At 66.3% G+C, this 13,385-nt stretch carries 13 protein-coding genes; 7 read left to right on the plus strand and 6 right to left on the minus strand.

Translation table 11 applies throughout. The features are described from left to right. Nucleotides 1-255 precede the first annotated feature (255 nt). Nucleotides 256-972, plus strand: a complete 717-nt coding sequence (locus ABIE08_RS10435) for a FadR/GntR family transcriptional regulator (protein ID WP_354550810.1) — start codon at nucleotides 256-258, stop codon at nucleotides 970-972. Nucleotides 973-1,070: 98 nt separating this feature from the next. Here ABIE08_RS10435 and mgrA read toward each other — a convergent pair whose 3' ends face one another. Further along, on the minus strand, nucleotides 1,071-2,078 hold the full coding sequence (gene mgrA, locus ABIE08_RS10440) for an L-glyceraldehyde 3-phosphate reductase (protein ID WP_354550811.1): 1,008 nt from the start codon (nucleotides 2,076-2,078) through the stop codon (nucleotides 1,071-1,073). Between the two features lie 243 nt (nucleotides 2,079-2,321). On the opposite strand from mgrA, the gene ABIE08_RS10445 reads away from it, so the two are divergent. After that, on the plus strand, nucleotides 2,322-3,089 hold the full coding sequence (locus ABIE08_RS10445; RefSeq protein WP_354550812.1) for a glucose 1-dehydrogenase: 768 nt from the start codon (nucleotides 2,322-2,324) through the stop codon (nucleotides 3,087-3,089). A 203-nt stretch (nucleotides 3,090-3,292) separates the two neighbouring features. Here ABIE08_RS10445 and ABIE08_RS10450 read toward each other — a convergent pair whose 3' ends face one another. After that, entirely contained in the window at nucleotides 3,293-4,930 is a 1,638-nt protein-coding gene (locus ABIE08_RS10450; RefSeq protein WP_354551654.1) for a Na+/H+ antiporter, read from the minus strand. Between the two features lie 209 nt (nucleotides 4,931-5,139). Between ABIE08_RS10450 and ABIE08_RS10455 the strand changes: the two genes are divergently transcribed. Beyond that, nucleotides 5,140-5,526, plus strand: coding sequence for a YciI family protein (locus tag ABIE08_RS10455; protein ID WP_354550814.1), 387 nt, complete (start codon nucleotides 5,140-5,142; stop codon nucleotides 5,524-5,526). Between the two features lie 59 nt (nucleotides 5,527-5,585). On the opposite strand, the gene ABIE08_RS10460 is transcribed toward ABIE08_RS10455, so the two are convergent. From ABIE08_RS10460 to ABIE08_RS10470, 3 genes are all read right to left on the minus strand, one after another. Then, on the minus strand, nucleotides 5,586-6,347 hold the full coding sequence (locus tag ABIE08_RS10460) for an ABC transporter permease (protein WP_354550815.1): 762 nt from the start codon (nucleotides 6,345-6,347) through the stop codon (nucleotides 5,586-5,588). Then, complete coding sequence (locus tag ABIE08_RS10465) at nucleotides 6,344-7,270, minus strand: ABC transporter ATP-binding protein (RefSeq protein WP_354550816.1); 927 nt, start codon at nucleotides 7,268-7,270, stop codon at nucleotides 6,344-6,346. Before ABIE08_RS10465 ends, ABIE08_RS10460 begins: the two co-directional genes overlap by 4 nt. A gap of 64 nt (nucleotides 7,271-7,334) precedes the next feature. Continuing rightward, entirely contained in the window at nucleotides 7,335-7,862 is a 528-nt protein-coding gene (locus ABIE08_RS10470) for an HPP family protein (RefSeq protein WP_354550818.1), read from the minus strand. 267 nt (nucleotides 7,863-8,129) lie between these two features. On the opposite strand from ABIE08_RS10470, the gene ABIE08_RS10475 reads away from it, so the two are divergent. Then, a complete protein-coding gene (locus tag ABIE08_RS10475; protein WP_354550819.1) occupies nucleotides 8,130-8,561 on the plus strand; it encodes a hypothetical protein in 432 nt (143 codons plus the stop codon). 89 nt (nucleotides 8,562-8,650) lie between these two features. Here ABIE08_RS10475 and ABIE08_RS10480 read toward each other — a convergent pair whose 3' ends face one another. Further along, nucleotides 8,651-9,679: an L-idonate 5-dehydrogenase gene (locus tag ABIE08_RS10480; protein WP_354550820.1), complete on the minus strand. Its 1,029-nt coding sequence runs from the start codon at nucleotides 9,677-9,679 to the stop codon at nucleotides 8,651-8,653. Nucleotides 9,680-9,848: 169 nt separating this feature from the next. On the opposite strand from ABIE08_RS10480, the gene ABIE08_RS10485 reads away from it, so the two are divergent. The 3 genes from ABIE08_RS10485 to ABIE08_RS10495 all read left to right on the plus strand — a co-directional run bounded on the left by ABIE08_RS10485 (nucleotide 9,849) and on the right by ABIE08_RS10495 (nucleotide 13,376). Continuing rightward, entirely contained in the window at nucleotides 9,849-10,610 is a 762-nt protein-coding gene (locus tag ABIE08_RS10485; RefSeq protein WP_354550821.1) for an SDR family oxidoreductase, read from the plus strand. Nucleotides 10,611-10,744: 134 nt separating this feature from the next. Beyond that, nucleotides 10,745-12,250, plus strand: a complete 1,506-nt coding sequence (locus ABIE08_RS10490; RefSeq protein ID WP_266329878.1) for a sugar ABC transporter ATP-binding protein — start codon at nucleotides 10,745-10,747, stop codon at nucleotides 12,248-12,250. 82 nt (nucleotides 12,251-12,332) lie between these two features. Then, nucleotides 12,333-13,376 (plus strand): ABC transporter permease, encoded by a 1,044-nt coding sequence (locus tag ABIE08_RS10495; protein ID WP_354551656.1) that lies wholly within the window; start codon nucleotides 12,333-12,335, stop codon nucleotides 13,374-13,376. The last annotated feature ends 9 nt before the right edge of the window (nucleotides 13,377-13,385 follow it).

Below are 13,385 nucleotides of genomic sequence, written 5' to 3' on the forward strand. Positions count from 1 at the left end.
CCGGCGCCATCAAACCGCCAAAGCCATGCAAAGGCTAGCGATTTCGACGGGAACGCCGCCAAACATTCATTGGTCTCCCACCCCTGGCGCGCCGCCCGGCCTGTCTCGGCAGGCGAAATAGAGGCCCGTATGTGCCCTGGCTCGAGTTCCCGCTTCGCGGGCAATACCTCTAGTGCGTTGCCGGCCATTCGGAAAAACGTTGCGCCGGGCTACCCTTCGCGACATGAGTCGGAGCGACAGGAAAGCGAGAGGCGGATGGTCGATCTGCAACTGAAGCCGGCGCGGCGCGAAAAGCTCGCCGATATCCTTTACGGCCAGATCCTGGAACAGATCGTCTCCGGCACCTTCGCCGCCGGCGACCGGCTGCCGTCGGAAAACGATATCTGCAAGGCCTTCGAAGTGTCGCGGCCGGTGGTGCGGGAAGCGCTGCAGCGGCTGCAGGCGGACGGGCTGGTCATCGCGCGCCAGGGCGCCGGCACCTTCGTTTCGCACAAGCCGCCGGGCGGACTGCTGGCCTCGACGCCGCCGGAGCAGGTCGCGAGCGTGCTGCGCGTCACCGAGGTTCGCATCGCCATAGAGACCGAATGCGCCCGCCTCGCGGCCGAGCGCCGGTCGGACGCGGAACTGGCGGAGATCGAGGCCCGGCTCGGCGCCTTCGAACAGGCGTTGCAGTCCGGCGAGGCCGGTCTGGAAGAGGATTTCGCCTTCCACCTCGCCATCGCCAACGCGACCGGCAACGAAGTCTTCCCCGCCGTGCTCGAAAGCCTGAAAGGTCGGATCGAGGACTGGATGCGCAGCGCCCTTAACATGACGCGCCTCGGCTCCGAGCAACGGCGCCGCACCATCGTCGAGGAACACCGCAACATCTTCGACGCCATCGCCAGCCAGCAGGCCGACCAGGCGGCGCTCTACACCAAGTTCCACCTGGTGGAGGCACGCCGACGCCTGACCGACTCCCGTCGGGATCGCTGATCGACTTGTAATATTTCTTTACAAGAGATCCCAGACTACAGGCCAGAGCGTGATCGGCGCCATCCTGCCCGCAGACAGGCAGGACGGCGCCGGGTCGATCAGCCCTTCAGCATGCCGTCAATGGCGAGCCTGTCGATCGCGGCGAGCTCGTCTGCGGTAAAGGTCGGCTTGTCGCGGCTCGCCACGGCGTCCTCGATCTGCGAGACCTTGCTGGCGCCGATCAGCGCCGACGTCATGCGGCCATCCCGCATCACCCAGGAAAGCGCCATCTGCGCCAGCGTCTGGCCGCGAGCCCTGGCGATGTCGTTCAGCCCGTTCACCCGCTCCAGGTTCTGCGCCGATAGCGCGCTTTCGCGCAGCGACTGAGAATGACGGACCCGGCTGTCTCCGGGGATGCCGTTCAGGTAACGGTCCGAGAGCACGCCCTGCTCAAGCGGCGAGAACATGATGCAGCCCATGCCCTCCGTCTCCAGCGTATCGAGCAGACGGTCCTTCTCGGTCCAGCGGTCGAGCATGGAATAGCGCGGCTGGTGGATGACGATCGGCGTGCCGAGCCGGCGCGCGATCGCGGCGGCCTCGGCGGTCTGGGCGGACGAATAGCTGGAGATGCCGACATAGAGCGCCTTGCCCTGGCGGACGATCGCATCGAGCGCGCCGATCGTCTCTTCCAGCGGCGTCTCCGGATCGAAGCGGTGCGAATAGAAGATATCGACATAGTCGAGCTTCATCCGCTTCAGGCTCTGCTCCAGGCTGGCGATCAGATATTTGCGGCTGCCCCATTCACCATAGGGACCCGGCCACATCAGATAGCCGGCCTTGGACGAGATGATCAGTTCGTCGCGATAGGGCTTGAAGTCGCCGGCCACCATGGTGCCGAAGAATTCCTCGGCCGAGCCGGGAGGCGGGCCATAATTGTTGGCGAGATCGAAATGGGTGATGCCGAGGTCGAAGGCGCGGTGGCACATCGCCCGCATCGTCTCGACCTTGCCGTCATGGCCGAAATTGTGCCAGAGGCCGAGCGAAATCTCCGGCAGCTTCAGCCCGCTCCGGCCCACGCGGTTATACTTCATCGCGTCATAGCGATTGGCGGCAGCTTGATAGACCATGGAAAAATCCTCAGGGATGCGCAGCGGGGCCTGCCGGATCGAACCGGCAAGGCGAACGAGCCATGCACCGAAAATCGTCAAACGAAGTGACAATTCTGGGCGCTTGCCGCATCTTCGTCAAGCATCGGGCATCGCCCGCGCATGGCAGGGCTCACCATGGCCCGCGTCGCGCGACCCGGCAGGCGATGCGATCAACCAGGCCGGGAAATTCAGGCGGATCGAACCGCCGATCGGGAGGACTGCATGACGACGAAACTCTTCGACCTGACGGGCCGGGTCGCGCTCATCACCGGATCGAGCCGGGGCATCGGCTTCGCCATCGCGCGCGGCCTTGCGGAAGCCGGCGCGACCGTCGTGCTGAATGGCCGCGATGCCAAGACGCTGGAGCCGGCCGCGGCCGAACTGCGCGATGCCGGCCTCAACGCCAGCGCCTCGGTGTTCGACGTCTGCGATGCTGAGGCCGTCGCTAGCGCGGTCGACGCCATCGAGCGCGACATCGGGCCGATCGACATCGTCGTCAACAATGCCGGCACGCAGAAGCGCCTGCCGCTCGAGGATTTCACGCTGGAGCAGTGGCGCGAGGTGCTGGCGACCAATGTCGATGCGGCCTTCCTCGTCGGCCAGGCCGTGGCGCGCAAGATGATCCCGCGCAAACGCGGCAAGATCATCAACATCTGCTCGGTGACGAGCGAGCTCGGCCGCGCGACGATCACGCCCTATTCGACCTCGAAGGGCGCGATCAAGATGATGACCAAGAGCATGTGCGCGGAGTGGGCCAAACACGGCATCAACGTCAATGGCATCGGTCCCGGCTGGTTCAAGACCGAGCTGAACAAGGCGCTGGTCGAAAGCGAGAGTTTTCACACCTGGCTGGCGCAGCGCGCGCCGATGGGCCGCTGGGGAGAAACGCCGGAACTGGCCGGCGCCGCGATCTTCCTCGCCTCTGACGCATCGAGCTACGTCAACGGCCACATCCTCTATGTCGACGGCGGCGTGACGGCCGTGGTGTAGGGCGGAGGGGCGCGGCGGCGCGCACGAAGCGGGCAAGCAAGCCCCACGCTCGCCGTCATCCTCGCGAAGGCGAGGATCCATCCAGCCGGAATACAGAGCCGAGCAACCCCCCGGCGGCGCGGCTGAATGGATCCCGGGTCTCCACCCGGGATGACGCCGGTGGGTTGGCTGGCGCGGGGCACCTCGCCAAACGAAAAGCCCCCTCACCCCTCGTAGCGCGCTTCCATCAGGTCGAGTTCGCGCACCAGCTTGCGCGCCGTCTCGCTGCCGATCTTTCGGGTGCGCAGCAGGCGGTAGATCGTCATGCGCTCGGCCTTCAGCGCGGCGACGCGCAGCCGCGCCTCGATCGCCTCGATCTGGCGGGCCAGCGCCGCATCCTCGCCGGCGCGCGATTGCGCCTCGATGCGAGCGCGGTAGAGATCCATGATCCGCGCCGCGGCGGCGACGTAGAGATCGGCGTCCGACTTGCCTTCCGCCAGCTCGTGCTGGACGCGCTCGACCTCGGCGATGGCAGCCTCGGCGGCCGCCATTCGCGCCCGGTTCTCCTCCGCCCGCTGGCCGGTATTGGTTTCCAGATGCAGGCCATGCAGCAGCAGCGGCAGGCCAATGCTGGCGGCGACCAGCGACAGGATGATCACGCCCATCGCCAGGAAGATGGCGAGGTCGCGCGCGGGAAAGGGCGAGCCATCGTTCAGCACCAGCGGCAAGGTCAGCACGCCGGCGAGCGTGATCGCACCGCGCACGCCGGCCAGCGACATCGCCACGACGAAGCGCCAGCTGGGCCGCTCGATGACGATGCCGCGCCGCCGCGCCCGAAACAGGCTGAAGCCGAGCGACACCCAGGCCCAGGCGAAGCGAAGCACCGCCAGCGCCAGGTTGATCGCGAGCACATAGATCAGCAGCCAGCCGGGATCGTGATGGCCGGTCAGGCGGACCGTTTCGGCGGCGCTGCGCAGGATCGCCGGCAATTGTTCGCCGAGCAGCACGAAGATGATGCCGTTGGCCGCGAACTGGATCATGTCCCAGACGGTGCTGCGGCGAACCCGGGTGGTCGCCATGGCCTGGCCGGAAGCCTCGCTGAAGCTCATGGTCACGCCGGCGGAAACCGCCGCGAGGATGCCGGAGCATTCCAGATGCTCGGCCAGCAGATAGGCGGCGAACGGGATCAGCAGGCTGATCAGGATCTGCGAGCCGGTATCCTCGCCATAATGGCGCGCCATCCAGTTCTTGGCGGCGTTGATGATCGTGGTGACCACGAAGCCGACGCCGAGGCCGCCCACCGCCACCCAGACGAAATCCGCCGTCGCCTCGTAGAGCGAGAAGGTTCCCGTCAGCGCGGCGGCGACGGCAAAGCGCAGGCAGACCAGGCCCGAAGCGTCGTTGAGCAGCGACTCGCCTTCCAGGATGTTCATCATGCGCTTCGGGATCGGGACCCGCGCGGCGATGGCCGAGACCGCGATCGGATCGGTCGGCGACAGCACCGCCGCCAGCGCGAAAGCGACGGCGAGCGGCATGGCCGGGATCATGGCATGGATGAACAGCCCGACGCCCAGCACCGTGAAGACCACCAGGCCGAAGGCCAGCGCCAGGATCGTCTTGCTGTCGCGGACCAGCTCTTCCTTCGGAATGCGCCAGCCATCCAGGAACAGCAGCGGCGGCAGGAACAGCAGGAAGAAGATGTCGGGATTGAGCGTGACCTGGAAATCGCCGATCAGCCCGATCGCCCCGCCCAGCGCGATCTGGACCAGCGGGCGCGGAATCGGCAGTCGCAGCATGCGGGAGAGATACTCGCTGACCACCACGGCAAGCAGCAGTACGAGAACGATGGTGATGGTTTCCAAGGGATGCTGGATCCTGACTTCGCGGCCGAAGCCGATATACTGCGACGCATCGCACTTCGCCAAGGAACCGCTTCAGTTCGACTTTTTCGCGACCGCCGGGCGCCAAATTGCGAAGGCAGGCTGGTTATAGTTCCGGGCGATATCATGAATGTTACAGCGGGCGTCGCCGACTGGCGCGAGACCCGCTCGGAGGAGGAGGAACCCGTCCGATGCTCTACGCCATCCTTTGCTATCATTCCGAAGAGGTCGTCACCGGCTGGACGAAGGAGGAAGACGACGCGGTCATGGCCCGCCTGCACGGTGTGCACGAGACGCTCGCCCGCAACGGCCAGTTGGGCCCGACCGCGCGGCTGCATCCGACCAAGGCCGCCACGACCCTGCTGAAGAACCAGGACCGGGTGATCGACGGCCCCTATGCCGAGACCAAGGAGCAGCTGCTCGGCTTCTATGTCGTCGACGTTGCCGACCGCGAAGCCGCGCTTGCCGTTGCGCGCGACCTGACCCGCGCCAATCCCGGCGGCGCCTATGAGCTTCGCCCGATCTCGCTGTTCATGCCCGGCACGCTCGACGAAGTGGAAGAGACGGCCCCCGCCTGATCGTCCGGGCGGACGCCCGATCCGGAAGCCGCGCGGTGACGCGCGGCCTCTCGGCTCGATCAGTTCTTGAGCCGGTATCCGGTCTTGAAGATCCAGGTGATGATGCCGAGGCATACCGCCAGGAAAACCAGGGTCATGATGACGCTGATGCCGACATGGACGTCGGCGGTGCCGAAGAAGCTCCAGCGGAAGCCGCTGACTAGATAAACGACCGGATTGAGCAGCGCGATCTTCTGCCAGACCGGCGGCAGCATGGTGATCGAATAGAAGCTGCCGCCCAGGAAGGTCAGCGGCGTCACGATCAGCAGCGGCACCAGCTGCAGCTTTTCGAAGCCATCGGCCCAGATGCCGATGATGAAGCCGAACAGGCTGAAGGTGACGGCGGTGAGCACCAGGAACAGCAGCATCCAGAACGGATGCTGGATCTCGATCGGCACGAACAGGCCGGCCGTCGCCAGGATGATCAGGGCGAGGATGATCGATTTGGTCGCCGCCGCGCCGACATAGCCCATGACGATCTCGAACGGCGCCACCGGCGCCGACAGCACTTCGTAGATCGTACCGGTGAATTTCGGGAAGTAGATGCCGAAAGACGCGTTGGAGATGCTTTGCGTCAGCAGCGACAGCATGATCAGGCCCGGCACGATGAACGAGCCGAAGGTGACGCCGTCGATCGCCTGCATGCGCGAGCCGATAGCCGCGCCGAAGACGACGAAGTAGAGCGAGGTGGAGATGACCGGCGCGATAATGCTTTGAAGCACGGTGCGGCCGGCCCGCGCCATCTCGAAGAGATAGATCGCGCGCATTGCGTAAAGATTCATGACCGCTCACTCACCAGGCTGACGAAGATCTCTTCCAGCGAGCGCTGGCTCGTCTGCAGATCCTTGAAATGGATACCGGCCTTGCCGAGCGCGCCGAGCACGTCGGCGATGCCCTTCTGCTCGGCATCGGCGTCATAGCTGTAGATCAACTCGTTGCCGCCAGCGCCGAGCGCCAGGCCATAGTCGCCGAGGCCATCTGGAATGGCGTGGAGCGGCTCCTGCAATTGCAGCGTCAGCTGCTTCTTGCCGAGCTTGCGCATCAGCTCGGCCTTTTCCTCGATCAGGATGATCTTGCCGCGGTGGATGACGCCGATCCGGTCGGCCATCTCCTCGGCTTCCTCGATATAGTGGGTCGTCAGGATGATGGTGACGCCGCTCTCGCGCAGCTGCCGCACCACTTCCCACATGTCGCGCCGCAGCTCGACATCGACGCCGGCCGTCGGCTCGTCGAGGAACAGGATCTCCGGCTCGTGCGATAGCGCCTTGGCGATCATCACGCGGCGCTTCATGCCACCGGACAGCGTGCGGAGCCGGGAATCCTTCTTGTCCCACAGCGACAACTCGCGCAGGATCTTCTCGATATGGGCCGGGTTCGGCGGCTTGCCGAACAGGCCTCGGCTGAAGGTGACGGTCGCCAGAACGGTCTCGAACGCGTCGGTCGTCAGCTCCTGCGGCACCAGGCCGATGCGGGAACGGGCGGCGCGGTATTCGGTGACGACGTTATGGCCATCGGCAAGCACGGTGCCGGTCGACGGATTGACGAGGCCGCAGATGATGCTGATCAGCGTCGTCTTGCCGGCGCCGTTCGGGCCGAGCAGCGCAAAGATCTCGCCCCGACGGATGTCGAGGGTCACGCCTTTCAGCGCCTCGAAGCCTGACGCATAGACTTTCGAGAGATTCGCGACGGAAATGATGTTTTGCATGGCGCCGATAATAGCCGAGGCAGTCGACATTTCGGCGAGATTTATGCAACAGCGCACTCAAATTTCAGGGCGCGGCGACATCCTTGACCGGCGGGCGCTTGGGATATTCGTGCCGGGGCGGCAGCCAGTGATGCAGCGAGGCGACGCCGACGAGGCCGATGCTGCCGCCCAGCACGACGCCGAGCAGCGTGCCGCCCTGGATGGTCGAGGTGGCGGCGAGGATGGGAATGGCGCCTGCCGGCGGATGGGTGATGCGCAGCATCGACATCAGCGCGATGGCGACACCGACGCCGGCCGCCGCCGCGACCCAGGCGCCGGGAAAGAAGGCGAGCGCCAGCAGCGTCACCAGCGTGGCGACGAGATAGCCGCCGATCACATTGGCCGGCTGCGCCAGCGGGCTCGCCGGATGGCCGAACAGCAGCACGGCCGACGCGCCGAACGGCGCGATCAGGAACGGCTCATGCGTCAGCGCCGCCGCCGCGCCGACCGCGCCAATGCCGATGGCGCCGCCGAGACCGGATTTCAGATGCGTCAGCGTATTGCCGGAGCGCACTTCATGGCGGGTGACGAAAGGACGAAGGCGGCGGGTCATGGGGCTGCTGTGCTGGAAAGATCGGGCGCCCGGAGAATGGGCTTGCTTTTCTAGGCGAAGATTGGCGAAAAAACGAGCAATCCTCGCCTAGAAAAGCGGCGCTTCGCAGAAAACCCCGGCTGTCGTGGCGCCGGACGCGGCAGGCTGGCAAATCCGGGCTATCCACAACCTCTCCGCACGCGCGAGGCCTGAAAGATTCTGGAAAGCAGGAACGCCTAGACTCGAGCCCGGCGGAGGTGATGTTCCGTCCGGCCGCGTCGGAGGGCGATGCCGCGATCCAACTGCACCGAACCCACCATGCGCTGGCGCCTGATCCGCATTCTGTTTCTGATCTATGTGGCATGGGCCATCTTCGCGCTGCTGCTCGTGCCGCTGAGCGCGTTCGGAATGGTGGCCGAAAACCCGCTGGCCGCCGTGTTGGGGCTGGTGCTCGGACTGCCCTGGAGCGTGCTGCTGACCTGGTGGATCGACAGTTCCAGCCCGATCGTCAACTTCCTGCTGCTTGCCCTGGCGCTCGCCATCAATGGCGGAATCCTGCGCTACCTCTCCCGCCGTCCTCGGCCGAAGCCGCCCGAGGAAGAGGATGACGACGAGGAGGAAGAGCTGGAAGACGACGAAGACGATCCCGACGCGGATCTCGACGATGACTGGGACGAGGATTGGGAAGAACCGGAACCGCCCCGCCCCAGGCGCCGGTGATCCTGCTGAAATCTTCGTGGCTCGGCCCAGCGTCACACCGGCCTCGAGATGCTGAGGAGGCCCGGAGGGGTGACGGCGGCGCCCCTCCCCTAGAACGCCAGCTGGACCTTCATGGCGCGCTTACGGTCGCCGGCCGTCTCGAACGCCTCGCGCGCATCCTCGATGCCGAAGCTGCCGGTGAGCAGCGGGCGCAGGTCGACCTTGCGCGCGTCGATCAGCTGGACCGCCAGCGGGAACTCGTCATGGAAGCGGAACGAACCCGTCAGCGAAATCTCCTTCGCGACGACGACGTTTTGCGGCAGGGACAGCTCGCCGCCGAGACCGACCTGGACGATGGTGCCGCGCGGCCGGACCACGTCGAGGCCGGAGCGCAGCGCCCGCTCATTGCCGGAGCATTCGAACATCACGCCGATGCTGCCCTTGTCGACGGCGAGCGCGGCCAGCGCGTCGGGCTCGCGCGCCATGTTGATGGTGCGGTCGGCGCCCAGTTCGCGGGCATAGGCGAGCGGCTCGTCGACGACATCGGTGACGATGATCTCGGCCGCGCCATGGAATCGGGCGGCGGCAACGGTGAGCGCGCCGATCGGACCGCAGCCGGTGATCAGCACGCGCTTGCCGAGCAGCGACGGCGCGCGCGACAGGGCATGCAGCGTCACGGCGAAGGGCTCGGCCATCGCCAGTTCGGCGACCGAGGCCTTGTCGCCCTTCTCGCACTGGGTGGCCATGCAGACGAGTTCCTGCCGGAAGGCGCCCTGGATGTGCGGCATCGGCATGGCGCTGCCATAGAAGCGCATGTTGAGGCACTGGTTCGGCAGGCCCTCATAGCAGTAGCGACAGGCGCGGCACGGACGCGACGGGTTGACGGCAACGCGATCGCCCGGCTTGACGCGGGTGACGTCCGGCGCGACGGCGGAAACGGTGCCAGCCACCTCATGGCCCAGGATCATCGGCTCGCGCAGCTTCACCGTACCGAAGCCGCCATGCTGGTAATAGTGTAGGTCCGAGCCGCAAATGCCGCCGGCCTCGATACGGACGGTGACCTCGCCAGGCCCCATCGCCCCGACCTCCCGCTCCTCGATCCTGAGATCATGGGCGGCATGAATGACGACGGCGCGCATCGGTTCTCTCCCTCGGCAGGCTTTTTGTTATCGATATCAGGATCCCGCCCCAGTGCAAGTCAGCCCGGCTCCAAGACACGTCGCCGGCGCCGGACCAGCTTGACAGCCCCTTGTTATCGATACCAACCTATCTCAACGACCAATCAAAAATGCTCTGGGGAGTGATCGCGTGAACCTGTTCGATCTCAGCGGGCGACTGGCCCTCGTCACGGGCGCCAGCAAGGGCATCGGCTATGCCGTGGCGGACGCGCTCGCCTCGGCCGGCGCCCGCATCGTCCTCAACGCCCGGGACGAGACGCGGCTGGAGCAGGCGCGCGCCGAACTCGCGGCCAAGGGCTATGACGTCCGCACCGCCGCCTTCGACGTCACCGATCCCGACGCGGTGACCGCCGGCATCGAGGCCATCGAGACCGACATCGGCCCGATCGACATCCTCGTCAACAATGCCGGCATGCAGCACCGCACGCCCCTGCAGGACTTCCCGCTCGAGGCATGGCGCAAGATCGTCGCTACCAATATCGACAGCGTCTATCTGGTCGGCCAGGCGGTCGGTCGCCGCATGATCCCGCGCGGACGCGGCAAGATCATCAATATCGGCTCGGTGCAGAGCGAAATGGCGCGGCCGGGCATCGCCCCCTACACCGCGACCAAGGGCGCCGTGAAGATGCTGACCAAGGGCATGGCGACCGACTGGGCCCGCTACGGCATCCAGGTCAACGGCATCGGCCCCGGCTATTTCAAGACCGAGCTGAACGCCGCCCTCGTCGCCGACGAGGCGTTCTCCGGCTGGCTCGCCAACCGGACGCCGGCCGGGCGCTGGGGCGACGTGCAGGAACTGGCCGGCGCCGCGATCTTCCTCGCCTCCGACGCCTCCAGCTTCGTCAACGGCCACATCCTCTATGTCGATGGCGGCATCACCGCCAGCCTCTAGCGACCGCTAAGTGCGCGGCCGGTTCGCTGGCCGCGCTTGACAGGCCCAAGATTGTTATCGATAACAAGAGCAGCCGGACAAAGAGCCGGACGATGCGATAAGCGGTGACCGCGCCGCATCCAGGAGGGAACACCATGATCGACGGAGGGGTCCTCCGCTTCGACGATGTCGCCAAGTCATTTGGCGGCACGCGAGCGCTGAAGGGCGTCAGTTTCGAGGTGGCGCGCGGCGAGGTCGTGGCGCTGCTGGGCGAAAACGGCGCCGGCAAATCAACCTTGATCAAGATCCTCGGCGGCATTTTCCGCGCCGATAGCGGCCATGTCACCATCGGCGGCGAGCCCTACCGACATCGCGCGCAGGCGCGCGGCGAACGCCAGAAGGTCGCCTTCATCCATCAGGATCTCGGCCTCGTCGAATGGATGACCGTGGCCGAGAACATGGGCCTTGCCCAAGGCTTCGCCGGGCGCGGCGGCAAGCGCGGCCTGATCGACTGGAAATCAACCGAGCAGCGCGCCGCGACGGCGCTGGAACTGGTCGGCTGCGACCTCGACCCGACCACCCGCGTCCATGCGCTGAGCCGCACGGAAAAATCGCTGGTCGCGATCGCCCGCGCGCTGGTGGTCGATTGCGACTTCCTCGTTCTCGACGAACCCACCGCCAGCCTGCCGGCCGATGAGGTCGAGCGCCTGTTCGAGGCGATCCGCCGGCTGCGCGCCCGGGGCGTCGGCATGATCTACGTCTCGCACCGCCTCGACGAGATCTTCCGCATCGCCGACCGCGTCGTCGTGATGCGCGACGGCCTCAAGGTGGGCGAGAAGCCGGTTTCCGAGACCACCCCGGACGAGCTGGTCAGCCTGATCGTCGGCTCGACGACGCTGGAGCTGTTCAAGAAGGGCGAGCTCGGGTCTGGCAAGGTCCGCGTCGCCATCCGCGACCTGGAGACGCCCTCCGCCGGCCCCGTCAGCTTCGATATCCGCCAGGGCGAACTGCTCGGCTTGGTCGGCCTGCGGGGCGCGGGGCAGGAAGAGATCGGCCGCGCGCTGTTCGGCGCGGCGCCGCATCGCGGCACGATCGAGATCGATGGCCAGGCGCCGGACCTCTCCTCCCCGCGCGCCGCGCTCCAGTCCGGCATCGGCCTGGTGGCGCGCGACCGCACCGAGGAATCCGTCGCCTTCTCGCTATCCGTCCGGGAAAACGCCTTCCTCAACCCGGCCGCCATCGGCCGCGGCCTGCTCTCCTATCTGTCGCCCCGCGCCGAGGCGCGCCAGGCCGTCGAACTCGGCGCCTCTGTCGGCCTTCGCCCCAACGATCCCGATTTGCCGATCGAAGGGCTTTCCGGCGGCAACCAGCAGAAGGTCGTGGTCGGGCGCTGGCTCGCCACCAACCGCCGCCTGCTGATCGCCGAGGACCCGACCGCCGGCGTCGATGTCGGGGCCAAGGCCGAGATCTACCGGCTGATCGCGCAGGCGCTGGAAAAGGGCCTCGCCGTCGTCGTCGTTTCGACCGATTTCGAGGAAATCGCCCATATCTGCCATCGGGCGCTCGTCTTCAACCGGGGCAGGATCATCGCCGAACTGACCGGCCCTGCCCTGACCACGCAATCGGTGATCACCGCGGCCTCCGCGTCGGAAGCAGCCTAGAACCCTTCGTTTAGTCGCGTTTTCTTCCCGCGAACCGGACCCGACTTCGCTCGAAAACGCTCCAGGAACCGCGCCCATGTCCATGAACTCCGTCCGCTCCGATGCGCTGGAACCGACCCGCAGCGAATTGAAGAACGCTTCCTTCGGCGAGCGCCTGCGCCGCCGCATCCCGGTCTATGGCCTGCCGATCCTGCTGGTGCTGCTGATCGTGATCTTCTCGCTGATCCTGCCGCAGACCTTCCCGACCATGCTGAACGTGCGGTCGATCATCTCGGACAAGGCGATCATCGCGCTGCTCTCGCTCGCCGCCATGATCCCGATGGCCGCCGGCAAGATCGACCTGACCGTCGGCTACGGCATCGTGCTCTGGCATATCCTGGCCATCAGCCTGCAGACCATGGCCGGCATTCCCTGGCCCTTCGCCGTGCTGATCGTCATCGTGCTCGGCGCCTGCGTCGGCCTGCTGAACGGCCTGCTGGTCGAGGTCGCCCGCATCGATAGCTTCATCGCGACGCTCGGCACCGGCACCGTGCTCTATGCGGTCGCGCTCTGGCACACTGGAGGCCGCCAGGTGGTGGCGCAGCTGCCGCAGGGCTTCCTGTCGCTGAACGGAACCATGGTGTTCGGCCTGCCGATCACCGGGTTCTACGTGATCGGCCTCGCCATCGTGCTCTGGCTGATCCTCGAGCACCTGCCGATCGGCCGCTATCTCTACGCCATCGGCGCCAATCCGAAGGCCGCCGCGCTCAACGGCATTCCCGTCCAGCGCTACACCATGGGCGCCTTCGTCGCCTCGGGCGCGCTGACGGCGGTCGCCGGCGTGCTGCTGGCGTCGAAGCTGCGCATCGGCCAGGCCAGCGTCGGCCTCGAATACCTGCTGCCGGCTCTGGTGGGCGCCTTCCTCGGCTCGACCACGATCAAGCCGGGTCGCGTCAATGTCTGGGGCACGCTCGCCGGCGTCGCCATCCTGGCGGTCGGCATCGCCGGCATCCAGCAGTTCGGCGGCTCGTTCTGGGTCGAGCCGATGTTCAATGGCGTCACGCTGCTGATCGCCATCGGCATCGCCGGCTATGCCCAGCGCCGCCGCGGCACGAACAACAAGCCATTCAAAAAGACGGGCACTTAAGAACCCCGT

Origin of the sequence: Kaistia defluvii, assembly GCF_040548815.1 — a bacterium.
Classification (GTDB): Bacteria; Pseudomonadota; Alphaproteobacteria; order Rhizobiales; family Kaistiaceae; genus Kaistia; species Kaistia defluvii_A.